Raw genomic sequence first — 17,117 nt, 5'->3', positions numbered from 1 at the left:
GGCTCGCAGCACTTAATAGCGGTAGGTGAAATACAGTTCCAGCGCACTGAACATCTGGTCGTTGCCGAACACCTGTTTGGCGGCGGCCAGTGGCTTGACCCAGTTGTAGGACAGCGACGTATAGAACGACGGCGTGGGTGTCCAGTCGAGGAAAACCACACTTTCGTCAGCAAAGCGCCGATCGCTGACCGGTGCGCCCATGTAGTTTTTCTCGTCCAGCCAGAACTGGTAGTGAATCGCGCCGAGGGTCAGGGTGTCGTTGAGGCGGGTCTTGAGGGAGAACTGCTGAACGTTTTCGTTGCTGTTGAACAGCAGGTAGTTGCCGACCACGTCCCCGACCAGCCAGGTGCTCCAGTCGACGAAGCCCTTGCTCAGTGGGTCCCAGGCTTTCTGGCGGTTGTCGGTGAGGTTGTCGTCGCCGGAAAAGCTCGCGTAGCGGTAGCCGAGGATCGGCGTCAGCGGCAAGGTGCTGAAGGCATAGTTGGCCTGGGCGTACCAGGCGTTGGCATCGTAGTCGACACCCTCGCCGCTGCCACGCTCCAGCGCGTACTCGGCATTCAGCGTCAGCGCCTGTACGCCGGGCACCTTGGCGTTGAGCGCCCGCAGGTTGTACACCTGCATCCCGTCCCGACGGCGCGGGAGCGTGCTGCCTCTGGGGCCAAGGGCGTTGACCTTCATGGCCATGGCGCCGAGCGTCACCTGGTCATCGAGGTTGTAATCGAGGTTGACGCCGGTCATGCGGAAATCGCCCAAGTCGTCATCGGTACGCAAGGTGAAGGCCTGAGACTTCAGCGCGCCATGATCCCAGGCGAGGATCGCCGAATCCTTGAACGCGGTTCGCGGGCCGAGCCAGTAGGCGCCATCCTTGTACTGGTCGAGGTTACCGTCCATGACGATGAACCCCGTACCGATCATGTAGTTCTGGCGGCCGGCGGTGAACTTCCACTCGCCGGCGCGAAAACCGCCGTAGAGTTCTTCGGCTGCGACCTTGCCGTCGGAGCTGCGACTGAAGCCACCCGCATCGCCATCGCCGAAGGTGCTCGCCGCCACCAGGGAACCGCCCGCCAGCAGGCTGAAATCCGGTTGCAACGCATACTCAAGCTTGACCCCCGGCTTTACGTAGACCTCTTGCCAGTTGATCCTGGCGCCGCCGTTTTTACCGTTGCGTGCATCGACCTGGCCGCTGCCGAAGTTGACGCCACGGGTAAACAGCGTCGCCCCACCCGCCGTGAGATTGACTTCACCCTTGAGATCGCCGTCCTCAAAGGTGTAGCCCGCCAACGCGACGTGGGTGGTCAAGGGTAAGCCGAACGCTAACAGCGCTCGGGAAAAACGCTTGGTGAAAACCATAAGAAGCTCCTGTGGAATTATTGTTGTTACAGGGCAGTCAATGGCGACGCAGGGCGCCGCCAACACCTGGGCAAGCCAGGTGAATAGAACGCAAGACTCTTATTGTTTGGGCGTGGATCAGTGACTCAGGTGCGCGGTGATCGCGCGCAGCATGCGCACGCTGTCGTTATCGAACGGGCTGACCGCATCGGTGAGCGACGATTGCTTGACGATCACCACGCCGGACGGCTTGTCGATGAACAGGTATTGGCCGTGGATCCCTCCGGCCATCAGGGCCTGGCTGTGGTCGTTGAACACGTACCACTGGCTGCGATAGGACGCACCAGGCGTCCAGCTGGAGAACTCGGCATTTTGCGCGTAGATCGCCGGATCAGAACCGGCGGCGATACGGGCCACGGTCTCGGGCGACAGCAGCTCAACACCGTCCTGGCGACCGTCGTTGGCGAGCAGGCGGCCGAAGCGTGCCATGTCTCTCAAGGTGGCACTGAAGCCCGCCCCGGCAACGTTACGGCCCCAGGGATCAGCCATGAAATAACCGTCGCGGTCGCACCCCAAACGCCCCCAGATTGCTTCCAGCATCTGACTGCAGGCCTTGCCCGAGGCACGTTCCATGACCCATGCCAAGACTTCGGTGGTGGCGGTCACGTAATGGAAAAAGCCGCCGTGTGCGCCACGTTTTTTCAGTGACGGCAGGTATTGGTACAGCGATTCAAACTGGGCGTATTGCGCCGGTGCCGGCTGGAAACCGCAGGCATAACCGTACTGCGAACTCTCGGAGGCGGGATCGTCATACACCTCGCTGTAGTCGATGCCCACGGCCATATCGAACAACTGGCGCACCGTGGCATCACCAAACGCACTGCCCACCAGCTCAGGCACGTAGTACGCGGCGGGCAGCTCGGGCTTGAGCATGCCGTTGGAAACCAGTTGTTCGCCGAGGGTGCCGATCAGCGACTTGGTCACCGAGAACATGATGTGCCGGTCATCCGCGCGCTGGCCGTTGAAGTAGCGCTCGAACAACACCGTATCGCCCTGCATCACCAAAAAGGCGTCGGTCTGGCTGGCCACAAGGTGTTCGATAACGCTGATGCTCAGCCCACACTCGCTGTCGAAATACAGGCGGTCCAGCGCCTTGGGCGCTTCCTTGAGCTGACCGGCAGGCGTTGAACCCGCCGCCACATCAATCGTGGGACGCAGCCGCGCCAGATGACGGAACCCCCACTGGCTGAAGGGCGCACGCATCCAGTTGTGCCACGTTACTCGGTGATTCGGCTCGGCCGGGAAGCCCTGCATCAGCGCAGGTGCCACGCGAGTTGCAAAGGACGACTCGTTGGCCTCGACGTAAAGAGTCGCCAGTACAGAGGGGATTTTAAGACTCATCGGGATAACCCTGAAAATGACTCTGCGTGTGAGCAGATGCACAGGAATAATTATCCGATATTTTATTTTAGTCAATAAAACATTTTACTCGATATCTATTCGATCAATTGTACGACAGCAAACCAGTGGCAAGGAGGTCCCTCGAGAAACGCCCATGGCGTGGGCAAGAACGCGAAGATCTTTTCCGAGGTCAATGCCTTCGCAATCAGCGGTATCAGCCGTTGCGACACGATCAGCGTCCACCTTGACACCGGCTCAATCCTCAACGGCAGCGCATTAAGCTGCTTGTGGAGTTCAAGCATCGGCTGGAGCCTGCCGTACAGCTGCACCCCGCTGGCCGCCGATAAGGTCGCCGCCGACGTCAAGGCCAAGGCCGGCGCGAACTGAGAACACCAAGCTTGAGCGATGACGAGCAGCCCGACGGCCTCTCGGCAATCAGCGTTCGCAGCTCCGACAAGCATGATTTTCAGCTGAATGTCATTCATAACGCAGCGCTGTGGCCGCGGCTGTTACACCCTGCGCAGCGAGGATAAGATCTGCTGCTCGTTCGGCGATGACGACGCACGGCGCCATCGTGTTGCCGACGGTAATTCGCGGCATGATCGAAGCATCAGCGACGCGCAGTTTATCGATGCCATACACGCGCAGTTGATGGTCGACCACCGACATCGTATCTCGGCCCATTTTTGCGGTGCAGGACTGGTGCCAGTAAGTCACGGCAGAGTTGCGGATGAACTGCTCCATAGCGCGATGTTCTTTCGGACCGGGCACGACTTCGCGTTTGACCAGCCCGTTGAAGGCTTCGCTGTTACCGAGCGCCCTGCACAGGTCGATCGACGCATACGCCGCGATCATATCTTCGGGCGCGCTCAACGAGTTCGGCTCAATGAGTGGGACATCCAGTGGCCCGGCACCCGACAGGCGCACGCGCCCTCGACTGGCAGGCCTGGCCAGCCCAGCGAACATTGTCCAGCCCTGGTGTGGCGGCTCAATCGCGACCTCAGGCGGAGAGGGGACTGCAAATGCCAGTTGACACTGCAACAGGTCCGGGACATCCAGGCGACTGTCGCTTTTCCAGTACAAAGTGGTTTCGCACCCGCCGCTACCGACTGCCTGGGGGCGTAGATACTCCCACGTACAGCCAAAGGCGAGATGGTCCTGAAGATTCTGGCCCACGCCGGGAAGGTGATGGGTGGGTGCGATGCCGTGGTTTCGCAGTTCATCTTCCGGGCCGATTCCCGATTGCATGAGCACCTTGGGTGTCTGCACCGCGCCCATGGACAGGATGACCTCGGCTGCGGCATAGAAGCACTGCCGTTCGCCGGCGATCAGCACTTCGACACCGATAGCCCGTGTACCGATAAGCAATAGGCGGTTCACCAATGCCCCTGTCAGCACCGTCAAGTTCGGATAGTGCAACCGTGGCCGGATGTAGGAGTCGTAAACAGATTCGCGCTTGCCCTGGTTAATGCGCAGGTCGGTAATAGCGATCCCGCCCGGACCTTCCATCATCTCGCCATTGGGACTGTCGAACCGGGGGATACCCAGACGGCTGGCCGCCTCCAACGTTGCCCACGCGAGGGGTTGAGGCGTGGCGGGCTGTTCGACATGCACGGGGCCACCTGAACCACGCCGAGTGGCATCAGGGCTGCCTTGCCAGTTCTCGATCCTGCGGTAGTAATTGAGTACCGAATCGTAGCCCCAGGCCGGGTCGCCGGACTCGGCTGCGAAATAGTCCCAATCGGAGCGGTGCCCGCGCGACCAGACCATCACATTGATGCTGGAGCCACCGCCGAGTCCCTTACCCATGCTCAGGGATAGCCGTCGACCATTGAGGTGCCGATTGGGTTGCGCCTCGAATGCCCAGTCGCGCGTTGAACCTAGGTTCATCGGCCATTGCGCCGGTTCGACAACCTCAGGGCCCGAGTACCCCTCGCCAGCTTCAATCAGCAAGACGCGTGCGCTTTGCTGATCGGCGAGACGGGCTGCGACCACGCAGCCCGACGTACCTGCACCGCACACAATGAAGTCATAGTGTTGATCACGCAGATGATTCATGCGCACGCGCCGTATCGATGCAGCGATTGAGTTTGCGGTTATCAGTGGCGTCATTTCCCTGCGATCATTTCTCGCCAACGCTGTGCACTGCCTTAAGAATCACTGCGGCGACCTCGGCCGGCTGTGACTGCTGGGGAACATGGCTGGTGTGCACCTCTGCCAGGGTGGCACCGATACGCTTGGCGGCAGAGCGCTGGACGTCGGGGTGGATCATCCGGTCTTCGGTGGCTAGCAGATACCAGGACGGTTTGGCCTTCCAGGACGCGACGGTCGTTTTATCGTCGAAGGCAGATGCCTTGATGGGACCTTGCGTGGCGGTCATGACGGCGGTCTGGGCTGCCGGGAGATCCTGGGCGAAGTCCTTGGCCATGCCTTCCGGCGTCAAATAGAGAAAACCGTTGGCGTCTGCCTTGATCTGACTGATGCCAGGGGGCGTGGGGGCGCCTTTACCTTGTTCGCCGCTGGTTTGCCCGGCCTCCGGCGCGAAGGCGGCGACATACACCAGCGCGCTGACCTTCGGGTCGCCACCGGCCTCGGTAATCACGGTGCCGCCCCAAGAGTGCCCGACTAGAACCACCTTACCCTGCTGGTTACTCAAGACGCGGCGCGTAGCGGCAACGTCGTCGGTAAGTGAGGTGAGCGGGTTCTGCACAACCGTAACGGCCACCCCTTGGGCTTGGAGCAGTGGCACCACTTTTGCCCAATCGGAGCCGTCGGCGAACGCGCCGTGTACGATCACCACGGAGGGCGTTGTATCCTGCGCATGACTGGCGCTTGCGATGAAGGTGCCGGCTAGGGCAAAGACGACGGTAGCGATTTTCGATTTGAATGTTTTCATTGGATGAGCTCCTGTTCGGGAGTTCAAATTCTGCTGACTAGCCTGCAGTGTGGGCATCGGTCAATTATCCGACCCAGGGACATTTTTCATGGATAGTGTGTTGCAACTGGACATCTCCCTGGACGGGGCGCTGGCGACGATCGCCCAGATCGGTGACCTCAGCATGGGACAACCACTCGGTCATTCCCGGCGTGTTGCCGCACTGGCGCGGATGCTGGCGCGGGCTCGGCACGGCGACGGAGAGCACCTGAGGGTAGCGGAACAGGTTGCCTTGCTGCGCTGGTCCGGTTGCACCGCCAATGCCGAAGGCTTTGCGGATCTGCTGGGCGACGACGTCGATGGCCGCCGCGCGATGCTCGATTTGACGCTGGGCAATGAGCAAATGAACGCGGTGCATCAGGCAACCCCGCTTGCCGTCGTGCACTGTGAGGTGTCTGGAGCAATCGCCAAAACCCTCCAGCTCGGTGCCGCCGTCGAGGCAGGCGTGTGTCGCGTGTTCGAAACCTACGACGGCACTGGCCGGCCACTGGGCCTGACCCATGAGCACATTCCAGAGGTCGCCTATCAGGTAGTACTTGCAGGTGATCTGGACATTCTCAGTCGTGCGCACGGCCTGGACGCGGCGCTACGCTGGATCAGAGAGCAGTCGGATCGGCGCTACCCGGCGTCGCTAGTCTCGTTGCTTCTGGGGAACGCAAAGGACTGGCTGGCGGATTTGGAAACGCTTTCGAAAACGGTTGACCACGCGCATGAGCAGCGTTGTGTCTCATTGACGTTGGTGGGCGACATCATCGACTTGAAGCTCCCGTGGTTGGCAGGGCATTCGCGGCAGGTAGCGCATGTCGCCGTGGAAGCTGCACGCCTGTGGGGGCTGCGGGAGTCCACTTTGACAGAAATTGGCAAGTCCGCGCTCATCTACGGTCTCGGCCGGGCGGCCGTTTCGAACCACCTTTGGAATACCGCAGGGACGCTGCCATACGGCGCAGCGGAGCGGGTGCGCCTTGTCCCTTACTGGACGCAACAGGCGCTCAGGCCTATCACTGAACTGGCCGTACCCGCAGAGATTGCATCCCATGCCTATGAACGGCTCAACGGCAGTGGCTATTTTCGAGGCGTGGCGGGTGATGCGCTGTGTGCCGAGCATCGCCTGTTCGCCACATCGGTAGCCTGGGTCGCGCTAACGGAAGCCAGGCCATGGCGATCGGCCCACGGCGAAGCGGATGCAGCCAGGTTACTCAAACAGGATGCTGGCAGTGGCTTGTTCGACAACGATATTTGCGAAGCAGTAATTGCCGCCGCAGGGGGTGAGCGTCGCATGCGTCAACCGAAGGCTTCGGTACTCACGACTCGCGAGTGCCGCATCCTGCTGGAGATCAGTCGTGGCGCCAGCAACAAGCAGGTGGCGCGGCTGCTGGACATCAGTCCGAGTACGGTTCGCACGCACGTGGAAAGCATCTTTCGCAAACTGGAATGCTCGACCCGGGCAGCCGCTACCTTGAAGGGACTGACACTGGGGTTGATTGCCTGAGCCTGGTCCCGGTCATGCCTGGATCATGCGAGCCCGTCCTCGACGGCCTGACTGGCGCGTGCCAGGTCGATGAACGCCTTGGCTGCCGCGCAGGGGTTGCGGCGGTTCGGGTAGTACAGGCACAGCTTGTCTCTGGGCGGTGTCCAGTCTTCCAGAGTCCGCGCGAACAGTCCCGCGCGGATTTCGTCGCGAACGTCCTGCTCCATGAAAAAGCCGAGCCCCATGCCTTCCTGCACCGCAAGCTTGACCACGCTGGATTCATCCAGCGTAAGCGGCCCGCTCACGTCGAGACGAATCACTTCTGCGTCCCGCTCGAAATACCACGGGAAAATCGCCCCATTCGGTAGTCGAACGCGGATGCATTGATGCTGGAGCAGCTCGGATGGCGTTCGCGGTTTGCCGTGTTTTTCGAAGTACGCCGGCGAACCGACCACAGCGTACCGTTGCGGCTGGCCGAGAGGGATCACAATCATGTCATTGGGAACGAGGCTTGTTGAGCGCACGCCGAAATCGAAGCCGTCAGCAACGATATCCACCAGACGGCCTTCGGTCACGAGATCGATGTGTACTTTCGGATGATGCTTCAGGAATTCCATCACCAGTGGCAGGAGCGCCGATCGGGCAGCGCTGGCGAACGCATTGATACGCAGCGTGCCCGAGGGCCCGGCGTTATGTGATCGCACTGCATCGAGTGCAGTGCGCAAATCCTGCAAGGCTGGTCCCACCTGCTCCAGAAATATCCTGCCCGCTTCGGTAATGGCCACGCTACGGGTAGTGCGATTGAACAGCCGCGATTCGAGACGGGCTTCCAGTTGGGCAATGGTGTTGCTCAACGCGGTGGTGGAGACGCCGAGATCGATAGCGGCTTGCCGAAACGACCCCCTGCGTGCGACCGCGATAACAGCGTCCAGCTCACTGAGGCCTATACGATCTTGTGACATTTATTGTCCTGAATTTCGGGATAGGTCATAAAGTTAGTCCCAGTTGAGCAAACTATCCGTCAGGTAGCAAGATCGCTTCATACAACCACATTCTGGAGAACGAACACATGACACCTCAGCTTCCCGACGTCGTGCAGACGTACTTTGCAGTAAGTAATGGTGGCGATGCAGCACAACTTGCGAGCTGCTTCTGCGCTGACGCCACGGTTTGCGATGAGAGAAAAACATACGAAGGAACAGCTGCCATCGAAGCCTGGCAACGGGAGGCACGCAGTGCGTTCATCTATCAGGTCCAACCACTGCAGGTCCTGCAAGGGCAGGGCAGACTGACGGTCATTGCGCACCTTGTTGGGAATTTCCCCGGTAGCCCGGTACAACTGAGTTACGTCTTCACGCTGGAGGGCGGTCGAATCCGTTCCCTGGAGATCACGCCATGCTGAATCTAGGTTTGACTGGCAAGCGGGTCTTGGTCACCGGTGGCACCAAGGGCATCGGCAAGGCTGTCGTCGAGTTGTTACTGGCCGAGGGCTCGAAGGTCATTACCTCGGCCAGGCAGGTGGACGTTGAAATACCGGGCGCTCTTCTGATTGCGGCTGATCTTTCGACCCGGGAAGGTTGTGACGTGCTGATCGCCGCGATCCAACAGCGGCTGGGGGGCGTGGACATAATGATCCATGTCCTGGGTGGTTCGTCGGCACCCGGCGGCGGTTTTGCTGCGCTGGACGAGGAACAGTGGCAACGAGAGCTCAGCCTGAATCTGTTGCCTGCGGTGCGCCTCGACCGCGCCTTGCTCCCGGGTATGCTGGAGCGCAAGGAGGGGGTCGTTATCCACGTCACCTCCATCCAGAGTCGGCTGCCACTGCCGGAAGCTACAACAGCGTACGCGGCGGCCAAGGCCGCACTTTCGACGTACAGCAAAAGTTTATCGAAAGAGGTTTCGCCCAAAGGCATCCGCGTGGTTCGGGTTTCGCCGGGCTGGGTTGAAACCGAAGCGTCGGTCGCATTAGCCGAGCGACTCGCGCAGGAGGCAGGTACTGACTATCAAGGTGGTAAAGAGATCATCATGAAAGCACTTGGAGGTCTCCCACTCGGCCGCCCGTCCACGCCTTCCGAAGTTGCTGACCTGATCGGTTTCCTGGCTTCGTCGCGAGCAGCATCTATCACGGGAAGTGAGTTTGTGATCGACGGCGGAACGGTACCAACGGTTTAGCCGTCTGTTTGCAGGAAGGCGCAAAATACTGCCACAGCGGCCATCGTTTGGCAGCACGCATACCGGCGGCTACTACAAAGCACGCCAGCGCTTGCCGGTTGAAATAGTCTCCAGCTTGGTTCGACGCAGCAGCCATCTGATAAGCGCGCACTGCGCTGATACGCAACTGTGGATGGGAAGACCGGTTCGCCTGGCCGATGGCACGACGATACCTGCGTCCTGCGCCTAACCGGGGGCCATTTCTCGCAGCAACGCGGCTCGCGATGAAACGGCAACAGACCCTAGAGCTGAAAGCGCGAGATGTTCTCTCGCAATGTCACGCTGGTGCGTGCCAATCCTTCGCTTTCCTGCTGAGCGCTGCGGAAGGCTGCAGCGGATTGCTCGGCGCTTTCGCTGACGGTCACGATGCCCCGGCTGATCTGCTCGGCAACGGTACTCTGCTGCTCGGCGGCAGCGGCGATTTGGTGGTTCATGCCGTTGATCCGCTCGATCATGGTGACGATCGTGCTCACCGCGTCACCGGCCTCGGAAACGCCGGACACCGACTGCGCGCTGGAGCGCTTGCAGCGTTGCATATGCTGCGAGGTCTCGTCGGCAATTTTCTGCAGACTGGCGATCAGCACCTCAATCTCTGAGGTGGCCTTCTGGGTACGCTGTGCCAGGCTGCGCACCTCGTCGGCTACCACCGCGAAGCCGCGTCCGGCCTCGCCAGCACGGGCAGCTTCGATGGCTGCATTGAGGGCCAGCAGGTTGGTCTGGTCGGCCACCGACTTGATCACTTCAAGCATGCTGCCGATATTGCCGGTTTCATTCTTCAGCCGGCCCATGGCCATGTTGGACTGTTCGATTGTCTCGGCCAGCTCGCCGATCATGTTGACGGCATCTTTGGCCTTCTGCTGGCTGTACAGGGCCGCGCTATCGGCCTCGCTGGCGGCACTGGCGGCGGATTCGGCATTGCGCGCGACATCCTGCACGGTGGCGGCCATTTGGTGAACGGCGGTGACAATCTGCTCGACCTCACACTGTGCCATGGCCACGCTTTCGGCGTTTCTCAGGCTCGACTGGCTAAGCTCCTGGCTGGATTGGGCCACGGTCTGTGAGGACAGGTTTACGCCCCTGGTCATGTCCCGCAGGCTCTCCTGCATGCTCAGCAGGGCGGCCATGATGCTGGCTTGTGGTGGCTCAAGCGTGCGCCCGCTGGCGCGCAAATCGCCCTGGGCAACCCGTTGGGCGAGCTGGTTGAGTTCACTCGGTTCGGCACCCAGCGCGCGCAGCAGGTTGCGGCTGATGACGTAGCCCAGTACCGCTGCGAGTAAGACGGCCAGCGCAGTAATGGCGAGCAGCAGGTTGCGTTGTGACAGATAGTTTGCGTCATTTTCGCTGACCTGCCGGTCTGCTTTCTGGTTGGTGTAGCGCAGGTATTCGCCAATTGCCTGGGTCAGCTCGGCCAGTAAGGGGGTGCACTGCTCGCTGACCATGCGCAGGGCCTCGTCGTTTTCACCCTTGAACAGGTGTTCGGCAATGGTGTGCGCTACCGGTTTGTAGCGGCTCTCGACCTGCTCGATGGTTGAGAACAGTTCACGTGCCTTGGGCGACACATCACCATGGCTATCAATTGCCTGGCGTAGCGCGGCGAGGCTGCTGGTCACCATTTGTTCGTTGACGGCAATCGCGCCCCGCTGCTGTCCTCTCTCGGTGACATTGCTGTTCAAGGCGATGTTACGCAGGGCAATCGCGCGCTGGGCGGCGGCGTCGTTCAGTGTGTTGGCCAGGCGGGTGCGTGCATCAACGCCATTAACGTAGAGGAAAAATTCCTTATTGCTGTTAGCCAGGGCGTACAGCGAGATAGCGGCAATCAGCAACATAAACGCGAGCAGGCTGGCATAGCCGGCATAGAGACTGGTCCGTGTCGAGAGCCGGGGAGTGTGCGATGGCATATGATGTACCTGCGTAATGGGAGGAGCAATTAGAGGCACCTGCAAGGGTATGTATTCGCCCTTGGTCCGCATCCTGCGCAGGTATTCTTTTGTTCGACGGCCACGGGTAGCCGCGTTATTTCCTGGTCAGTTGAAACTTGTACAGGTTTTTATGTTTGTACAAGTATTGTACAACTATATTGGGATGATGTCGTCATGACATCATGCAATCCCGATGAACGGTCAGTAACCTCCGGTTTCCGGCATTGACGTAAAATCGCCACCCCAAAAAATTCAGCTTGAATAGCGAGAAGGTGCTTCGATGCAACGGGTGATGATTGTTGGTCAACCTGGGTCTGGCAAAAGCACGTTGGCGCGTAAGCTTGGTCAGCTCACGGGCTTGCCGGTCGTTCATATCGACACTATCCACTGGCAGCCAGGTTGGAGAGAACGAAGCCGGGACGAGAAGACGCAGCTTTGTCTTGAGGTCGAGGCCCGTGATTGCTGGATATTCGAAGGTGGTCATTCAGCCACTTGGGACAACCGGATGGCCCGTGCAGATGTCTTGATATGGATTGATCGTTCGGCGACGCTTCGATTCTTGCGCGTACTGCGCAGAACGCTGCTCCAACGCGGTCAGTCGCGGCCTGACTTGCCGCATAACTGCCCCGAACTGCTGGCGAACCTGCCGGAGTTTTTTAGATTCATGTGGCGGACGAAAAAATCAGCGCGCGCAAAAATGCAGCAACTCGTCGCAACTGCGCCCTCGGCTTGCCGTGTGGTTTATCTGCGGTCTAATCGGGATACTAGGATTTTTCTCGCGAGCATTGGACATTCTACTGGCCAGACTCCCTGAGCAGTGCGTACCGATCCTGGTGACGGATGCCGGATTTCGTCGTCCCTGGTTCCAGGCCGTCGAAGCCAAAGGCTGGTAATACCGCTTCTGGCCGGAAACTGCACCTCGTGAACAACGGCGTCTGCCAGAAAATGGGAATTAGAGTAGGCGACATAAATCCGCACCACTGCCATGTTCCAGATATCTGTTTATAGCCAGCAGCAACGTTCCCATGAGCGGGCTGTATGAGAAAACCGAGTCCGCTTTGCGGGCCAAAGACGGTGCGGCCTTCTGGGCTGCGCTCGTCGGCGTCGACGCACAAATTACCGCGCCACTTTTGGCGAAGCTGCTGCTGGAAGACTGGCATGAAGAGCATGAAGACATCGTTTTCGAGTTGGGGTTAATCGGGGAAAACTGCGCGACGTCTGCGATTACGGAAGCCGCGCAGAAAAATTTCGATCACCTGATCAGTTGGGGCAACCTGGAAGAGTTCCAGCGCAAGTGCGCTTATGCATTAGCGCGTATTGGCCCTAGCGATTCAAAGGTAGCTTTGGAACTCATGACACAGCAGCTCGACCCTGGCCTAAGCAAGTACGCTGAGGAAGGTCTAAAGCATTGGCCGATGCGGGTCAAAAAGCGGGGTTAGCGAGCCGGTTTGTTTTATGCCTCTCGCCAAGGACCGCAATCGGCCAAACATTACTGGTCGTCACGCTGAGGTGTGGCAATGCTCTTCAAAATAGGCGTCGCCTTGAGGGTAAAGGCCGCTCAATACCCTTCCATAAACAGCACAGCCTCCAATTGGCGGGCGTTGTAGGCCACGTCAGATCGTGCGTTAAGCGCCTGCACAATGGACGCGACTAGACGATTTGCCTCGAGCTGCGCTGGCCATGACATATATGCATTGCGCCACACGGTACGAGTCGCTCGTGGCCGACTACCGCCACGTCCAGCAATCAGGCCTAGGTTGGGATACTGCGTCTTGAAGGAATCGAGCTCGACGTCATCGAACACTGCCTCAGCAATAGCCACCAATGCGGTGGCTACACGCGAGTCATAGATCACAAAGTCGTCTGGGTAAAACATGGCGTACAGCTTCGTCCATGCACTGTTCATCGCCGCTGGGTTCTGAGCGTTGTGATTAGCCGCACGTTGCAGGTTGGCGACCACGGAATCGGCATCCTGTGTGGGCAGGCGCACCCCGCCCCACTGGCAGATAGACGCGAATAACGCCAACACCGCGTCGGCATTACCGGCAAGGTCAAGACTTAGCCCCTGAGCCTGCGCAATAAACCCCTGCAGTACTTGCTCAGTAGCTACAAAATTCACTCCCGGGGAGGGCCAGAAGTAGCTGCTCAATCGAGCATCCAGTCCCTGGGCTGCCTGGGCTGGGTATACCTTCCGGCGGCGGCGATCGTAGATTTGAAAGGGTTCATGTTCAAGGTAGAAAGCAAAGCGCGCTTCCCAGGGGCTCAAGTTATCGCAACGCAGGGGCGTCTCGGCAGCCGGCTCGACTTCAGCGGTCAGCTCCTGCGTTTCGTCCAGGCCAAGCAATTCATACAACCCGTCGGCGACACGCCGGTAACGCGCCACTTGGCCGTTGCGCGCCCAGTAACCGGTGTGCTCACACAGGTTTGCCAGCTGCGTATTGATTGTGTTGGCGGCAAAAAAGTCTAATCCCACGCGATAGCGTTCGTTGGCATCGGTGGGGCTTAAATAGACCCTGCGGCCGCTGGTTTTAAGGTCTACCGCGCGGAAGTGTAGCGGTAGCGCGCCGGCGTGGATTTCAAGGGCGATTGCGTCGTGCAGGGCCATTAGGTATTCCAAATGCTGGGGATTAGAGGTTTTCCGTTATAGCGATAGGCTACTCGGCGTAGGGGGCGTAATCCAGTGTGGTAAACGTGCGGCTAAGACTTCAAGCAGGGCTGCGCTTAAGCTCAAGCGCCTTGCGTTCGCCCCCATTTAATAAGTCAGTAATCCGACCAATAAGCCTGGAGGCCTAGTGGCTATTCACTAACATCGTTCAGCCGGTAGGGCGTGGCAACAACAGAGCGTGAAGATAAAGTTCAGCGGCGTCGTGCCGATACATTGACGACTATCGCTACGCACTCAGGGATCTCTAACGAGAACCTTGAGGACGTTGGGAGTCATGGCTGGAAAGTTAATTACACCTAATCATTAGACATATGGACGCCATAATGAAACGGATTGAGCGGGACTTCGTTACGCTGTTTAACTACCTCTGGTACAAGGATTTTCCCGTTACTGAAACAGCCGGCCTGGCGAATCGGGCCAACTGGACGATTCATATGGGCCTCGTAATTCGGCAATGTGCCAACCTGCTGGGCGCACGGGCGCTTTTCGAATCGGGCGGGCGTACCGATGCGGTGGTGCAGTACTCCGAAAAGGATATTTTGACCTTCGTGGAATGGGAGTGGAAGCGTGCCCACACGGACATCAACGAAATCGAAAAACTGTATAGCAAGGCCGGTCAGGCAGCCTTTCAGACGTTCATTGGCTACAGCCGTGTAGAGGACATTCAAAAGGCTTTGGACCAAACGTTGAACAAATGGATCGATGCTAAAAGCCCCTTGATTTATTTTCTTATTACCTACGATGTGGTTAAAGGCAACCGTCACTTCGTTGATCTTGTGACCTACCAATTTACAAAAAACCGCTGCAAGAAAATACGCAGTCAGCCGGCGCTACCCTGGATGGTGAATCGCAAGAAGTTCATCGCCGCTGAGGAAAATACATAAAACCTAAAAAACTTCGGAACTGTTGCCGATCAGCATTTCCCTGCTGGCCTCATCGGCAATTCCGAGCAACGTGGTGGAGGCCGAATGGGGGCTCACCACAGCAGCGCTTCAACTTCGTCGTACTTATCCGCCAACTTGAGGAAGGTGTTCGCCCAGCCACTGCTGAGGCTGAGTTCTTGCAGGGGGCCGGTGACGGCGAACACAACCGCCACATCCAGCCTGTTGGGCGAACCACCTGATTTGAGCACGCTGATCAAGCCCAGCAATTCCCCCTTCGCTTGTGCCTCGTCTTCCCAGCTTGACCAGCAGAAGTCGTTGTCTGGAAGGCCGATCAGTTCTATCGCGGCTTCGAGGACGTGGATGAGGCTTTCAATCGGGGTCTCACGATTGATTCCTTCTTGAAGCAATTGCCGTGCACGGCCCAAATTCATTGGGGCTGCCCTTCATTGTGGAGGAAGTTGAACAGCATAGAGAAGATCGGGCGCCGGCCATAGATGCAAGAGGTCGCCGAGTCTTTGCATGGGCTGAGACGACTCGGCGACCCTTTGTGAGTGACGCGTCTAGTTAACGGCCGCCTCCCGCTCCATCAACTTATCCACCAACAAAACCCCCAACTCACTCAGTTGGTGAATCGCCAACGCCACATCCCGCTGCTTCCCCGTCAGCTCATCCGACAGGTCAAGCAACAACGCAGTAACCGAAGAAAAAGTCTCATAGCTATTGGCAATCAGCACTTCAGTGCTGGCATCGTCAGCAACGCTGAACAGCGTCGTCGTGGGTGGGGGAGGCGGCTCTGGCGGTTCGGCGCCCGCGTTGAGGTAGTGATCAATCGCACGATGCGCCGCCTGATTCAGTTTCAGGTCGGGGCCGTTCGGAGGGTTAGGCGTGACTTTGTACATAACGGAATTTCCCTGTCAGAGCCCACACCGTTTCGCTACTAAACGAAAGGGTGGCAGCTGTACGCAGGTTAGTAGACCGGGGAATTCCGCAAAGCCGGCGCACCCGAAGGTGCCCTGCGCACAGCCGCCATCAAGCACAGACGGGAAGTCTGGTGGATGAAGCTTGTGCACTAAGCGAAATTCGACCACGGGCTACTAAACCCGATCACTGAGTTGTCAGCGACCGGGCCACCTTAGAGACGCCCACTCAAGCGCACAAGCCGGCGGATTCTGACGCAACTGTAGGCAACGGAGCAAGGCGCTGCAGCTTGCTGTAGGACATGTCCACAAGGTAGGCGCGAGCTTGTTTGCGAAGAATCTTGGAGCGCCGCGTGAAACCAGAGTCGGCGTTATCGTTGACGTTTTTCGCGAGCAAGCTCGCTCCTACATAGGGTTGCGCTGATTACTGGAGGTTCTTGTCCAGGAACGCCCGTATAACCGGAATGATCTCCTTGCCATGGGTTTCAAGCGCAAAGTGCCCGGTGTCATAAAAACGAACATCCGCCTTGGGAATATCGCGCTTCCATGCCTCGGCGCCGGCCGGCAGGAAGAACGGGTCGTTCTTGCCCCACACCGCGAGCAGCGGTGGCTGGTACTGGCGGAAGTACGACTGGAAGGCGGGGTACATCGCTACGTTCGAGGCATAGTCCAGCACCAGGTCGAGCTGGATGTCGGCATTGCCTGGCCGGGATATTTGCAGCCCTTCCAGCGTGTAGCCATCGGGTGAAACCGAGCTTTTGTCGGCCACGCCTTCCAGGTACTGCCACTTGATCGAGGCAGGGGTTGGGAAGTCGTGCAGGGCGTCACGGTTTTGTTGGGTCGGGGCGTGCCAGTAGCGTTGGATGGGGGCCCAGCCTGCGCCCAGGCCTTCTTCGTAGGCGTTGCCGTTTTGGGAAATGATCGCGGTCACTCGCTCCGGATGGGCGACGGCCATGCGCCAGCCTACGGGGGCGCCGTAGTCGTGGACCATCAGCGCGTATTTATCGAGTTTGAGCTGTTCGGTGAACTGGCCGATGGTCTTCGCCAGCTGGCTGAAGGTGTAGGCGTATTCGCCGCGCGGCGGGGCTTCGGTGAAGCCAAATGCCGGCAGGTCCGGCGCGATGACGTGGTAGCGGTCGGCAAGCTCGGGCATGAGTTCGCGGAACATGAAGGATGAGCCGGCGAAGCCGTGCAGCAGCAACACGGTCGGCGCGCTGGGGTCGCCCGCCTCGCGGTAGAACACCTTTACGTCACCGACCTGCTCGTAGCGGTAATGCACTGTGTTGTCTGCATGGGCCGTGCCGCTGATCAGCAAGGAGGCGGTGAGCCCGGTAGCGGCAATGGCGTTGGACGTGGTCATGGTGTGGCTTCCTGTGTAACCGTTAAAG

General features: G+C 59.0%; 16 protein-coding genes and 2 pseudogenes. 8 read left to right on the top strand and 10 right to left on the bottom strand.

The features are described 5' to 3' along the window. Positions 1-12: 12 nt before the first annotated feature. Together M2397_RS18000 and M2397_RS17995 are read right to left on the bottom strand one after the other, a co-directional pair. Complete coding sequence (locus M2397_RS18000) at positions 13-1,350, bottom strand: alginate export family protein (RefSeq protein ID WP_259244179.1); 1,338 nt, start codon at positions 1,348-1,350, stop codon at positions 13-15. 117 nt (positions 1,351-1,467) lie between these two features. Beyond that, positions 1,468-2,730 (bottom strand): serine hydrolase, encoded by a 1,263-nt coding sequence (locus M2397_RS17995; RefSeq protein WP_167656991.1) that lies wholly within the window; start codon positions 2,728-2,730, stop codon positions 1,468-1,470. A gap of 138 nt (positions 2,731-2,868) precedes the next feature. On the opposite strand from M2397_RS17995, the pseudogene M2397_RS17990 reads away from it, so the two are divergent. After that, a pseudogene (locus M2397_RS17990) lies at positions 2,869-3,117 on the top strand (pectate lyase); the annotation flags it as partial. Between the two features lie 90 nt (positions 3,118-3,207). Here M2397_RS17990 and M2397_RS17985 read toward each other — a convergent pair. Both M2397_RS17985 and M2397_RS17980 read right to left on the bottom strand, forming a co-directional pair. Then, complete coding sequence (locus tag M2397_RS17985; protein ID WP_259244178.1) at positions 3,208-4,788, bottom strand: GMC family oxidoreductase; 1,581 nt, start codon at positions 4,786-4,788, stop codon at positions 3,208-3,210. A 64-nt stretch (positions 4,789-4,852) separates the two neighbouring features. Beyond that, the gene (locus M2397_RS17980; protein ID WP_259244177.1) at positions 4,853-5,626 is read right to left on the bottom strand and encodes an alpha/beta hydrolase; all 774 of its coding nucleotides are present in this window, start codon (positions 5,624-5,626) and stop codon (positions 4,853-4,855) included. A gap of 88 nt (positions 5,627-5,714) precedes the next feature. On the opposite strand from M2397_RS17980, the gene M2397_RS17975 reads away from it, so the two are divergent. Then, on the top strand, positions 5,715-7,154 hold the full coding sequence (locus M2397_RS17975; RefSeq protein ID WP_167656994.1) for an HD domain-containing phosphohydrolase: 1,440 nt from the start codon (positions 5,715-5,717) through the stop codon (positions 7,152-7,154). A gap of 23 nt (positions 7,155-7,177) precedes the next feature. Here M2397_RS17975 and M2397_RS17970 read toward each other — a convergent pair whose 3' ends face one another. After that, positions 7,178-8,095, bottom strand: a complete 918-nt coding sequence (locus tag M2397_RS17970; RefSeq protein WP_131699795.1) for a LysR substrate-binding domain-containing protein — start codon at positions 8,093-8,095, stop codon at positions 7,178-7,180. A 107-nt stretch (positions 8,096-8,202) separates the two neighbouring features. On the opposite strand from M2397_RS17970, the gene M2397_RS17965 reads away from it, so the two are divergent. The 3 genes and pseudogenes from M2397_RS17965 to M2397_RS17955 form a co-directional block, all read left to right on the top strand. After that, on the top strand, positions 8,203-8,535 hold the full coding sequence (locus M2397_RS17965) for a nuclear transport factor 2 family protein (RefSeq protein WP_131699794.1): 333 nt from the start codon (positions 8,203-8,205) through the stop codon (positions 8,533-8,535). Beyond that, positions 8,529-9,305 carry an SDR family oxidoreductase gene (locus M2397_RS17960; protein ID WP_259244176.1) on the top strand — a complete coding sequence of 259 codons (777 nt, stop codon included), beginning with the start codon at positions 8,529-8,531 and terminating at the stop codon, positions 9,303-9,305. Before M2397_RS17965 ends, M2397_RS17960 begins: the two co-directional genes overlap by 7 nt. Before the next feature lie 52 nt (positions 9,306-9,357). Next, positions 9,358-9,516, top strand: a pseudogene (locus M2397_RS17955) (IS4 family transposase); the annotation flags it as partial. 70 nt (positions 9,517-9,586) lie between these two features. Here the strand turns inward: M2397_RS17955 and M2397_RS17950 are convergent. Then, the gene (locus M2397_RS17950) at positions 9,587-11,242 is read right to left on the bottom strand and encodes a methyl-accepting chemotaxis protein (protein WP_259244175.1); all 1,656 of its coding nucleotides are present in this window, start codon (positions 11,240-11,242) and stop codon (positions 9,587-9,589) included. Positions 11,243-11,543: 301 nt separating this feature from the next. Here M2397_RS17950 and M2397_RS17945 point away from each other — a divergent pair, with 301 nt between their 5' ends. Both M2397_RS17945 and M2397_RS17940 read left to right on the top strand, forming a co-directional pair. Then, on the top strand, positions 11,544-12,077 hold the full coding sequence (locus M2397_RS17945) for an AAA family ATPase (RefSeq protein WP_145336375.1): 534 nt from the start codon (positions 11,544-11,546) through the stop codon (positions 12,075-12,077). A gap of 211 nt (positions 12,078-12,288) precedes the next feature. After that, on the top strand, positions 12,289-12,702 hold the full coding sequence (locus M2397_RS17940) for a hypothetical protein (RefSeq protein WP_145336373.1): 414 nt from the start codon (positions 12,289-12,291) through the stop codon (positions 12,700-12,702). A gap of 119 nt (positions 12,703-12,821) precedes the next feature. Here the strand turns inward: M2397_RS17940 and M2397_RS17935 are convergent, their stop codons facing one another. Further along, positions 12,822-13,868: a hypothetical protein gene (locus M2397_RS17935; protein ID WP_145336371.1), complete on the bottom strand. Its 1,047-nt coding sequence runs from the start codon at positions 13,866-13,868 to the stop codon at positions 12,822-12,824. Positions 13,869-14,251: 383 nt separating this feature from the next. On the opposite strand from M2397_RS17935, the gene M2397_RS17930 reads away from it, so the two are divergent. Next, a complete protein-coding gene (locus M2397_RS17930; protein ID WP_145336369.1) occupies positions 14,252-14,812 on the top strand; it encodes a hypothetical protein in 561 nt (186 codons plus the stop codon). A 92-nt stretch (positions 14,813-14,904) separates the two neighbouring features. Here M2397_RS17930 and M2397_RS17925 read toward each other — a convergent pair whose 3' ends face one another. The 3 genes from M2397_RS17925 to M2397_RS17915 form a co-directional block, all read right to left on the bottom strand. Beyond that, positions 14,905-15,243 (bottom strand): hypothetical protein, encoded by a 339-nt coding sequence (locus M2397_RS17925; protein ID WP_145336367.1) that lies wholly within the window; start codon positions 15,241-15,243, stop codon positions 14,905-14,907. Positions 15,244-15,372: 129 nt separating this feature from the next. Then, a complete protein-coding gene (locus tag M2397_RS17920; RefSeq protein ID WP_259244174.1) occupies positions 15,373-15,711 on the bottom strand; it encodes a DUF6124 family protein in 339 nt (112 codons plus the stop codon). Positions 15,712-16,153: 442 nt separating this feature from the next. Further along, positions 16,154-17,089 carry an alpha/beta fold hydrolase gene (locus M2397_RS17915; RefSeq protein WP_259244173.1) on the bottom strand — a complete coding sequence of 312 codons (936 nt, stop codon included), beginning with the start codon at positions 17,087-17,089 and terminating at the stop codon, positions 16,154-16,156. Positions 17,090-17,117: the final 28 nt, after the last annotated feature.

Origin of the sequence: Pseudomonas sp. BIGb0381, from assembly GCF_024809815.1 — a bacterium.
Lineage (GTDB): Bacteria > Pseudomonadota > Gammaproteobacteria > Pseudomonadales > Pseudomonadaceae > Aquipseudomonas.
Note: the sequence above shows the minus strand (reverse complement) of the source record. Positions and strands in the feature narration are given on the sequence as shown.

Coding starts and splice junctions, on each gene's coding strand:
- M2397_RS17950 (WP_259244175.1), bottom strand. CDS start 11,242: ATGCCATCGCACACTCCCCGGCTCTCGACACGGACCAGTCTCTATGCC.
- M2397_RS17980 (WP_259244177.1), bottom strand. CDS start 5,626: ATGAAAACATTCAAATCGAAAATCGCTACCGTCGTCTTTGCCCTAGCC.
- M2397_RS17975 (WP_167656994.1), top strand. CDS start 5,715: ATGGATAGTGTGTTGCAACTGGACATCTCCCTGGACGGGGCGCTGGCG.
- M2397_RS17915 (WP_259244173.1), bottom strand. CDS start 17,089: ATGACCACGTCCAACGCCATTGCCGCTACCGGGCTCACCGCCTCCTTG.
- M2397_RS18000 (WP_259244179.1), bottom strand. CDS start 1,350: ATGGTTTTCACCAAGCGTTTTTCCCGAGCGCTGTTAGCGTTCGGCTTA.
- M2397_RS17940 (WP_145336373.1), top strand. CDS start 12,289: ATGAGCGGGCTGTATGAGAAAACCGAGTCCGCTTTGCGGGCCAAAGAC.
- M2397_RS17930 (WP_145336369.1), top strand. CDS start 14,252: ATGAAACGGATTGAGCGGGACTTCGTTACGCTGTTTAACTACCTCTGG.
- M2397_RS17970 (WP_131699795.1), bottom strand. CDS start 8,095: ATGTCACAAGATCGTATAGGCCTCAGTGAGCTGGACGCTGTTATCGCG.
- M2397_RS17985 (WP_259244178.1), bottom strand. CDS start 4,788: ATGAATCATCTGCGTGATCAACACTATGACTTCATTGTGTGCGGTGCA.
- M2397_RS17960 (WP_259244176.1), top strand. CDS start 8,529: ATGCTGAATCTAGGTTTGACTGGCAAGCGGGTCTTGGTCACCGGTGGC.
- M2397_RS17920 (WP_259244174.1), bottom strand. CDS start 15,711: ATGTACAAAGTCACGCCTAACCCTCCGAACGGCCCCGACCTGAAACTG.
- M2397_RS17935 (WP_145336371.1), bottom strand. CDS start 13,868: ATGGCCCTGCACGACGCAATCGCCCTTGAAATCCACGCCGGCGCGCTA.
- M2397_RS17925 (WP_145336367.1), bottom strand. CDS start 15,243: ATGAATTTGGGCCGTGCACGGCAATTGCTTCAAGAAGGAATCAATCGT.
- M2397_RS17945 (WP_145336375.1), top strand. CDS start 11,544: ATGCAACGGGTGATGATTGTTGGTCAACCTGGGTCTGGCAAAAGCACG.
- M2397_RS17995 (WP_167656991.1), bottom strand. CDS start 2,730: ATGAGTCTTAAAATCCCCTCTGTACTGGCGACTCTTTACGTCGAGGCC.
- M2397_RS17965 (WP_131699794.1), top strand. CDS start 8,203: ATGACACCTCAGCTTCCCGACGTCGTGCAGACGTACTTTGCAGTAAGT.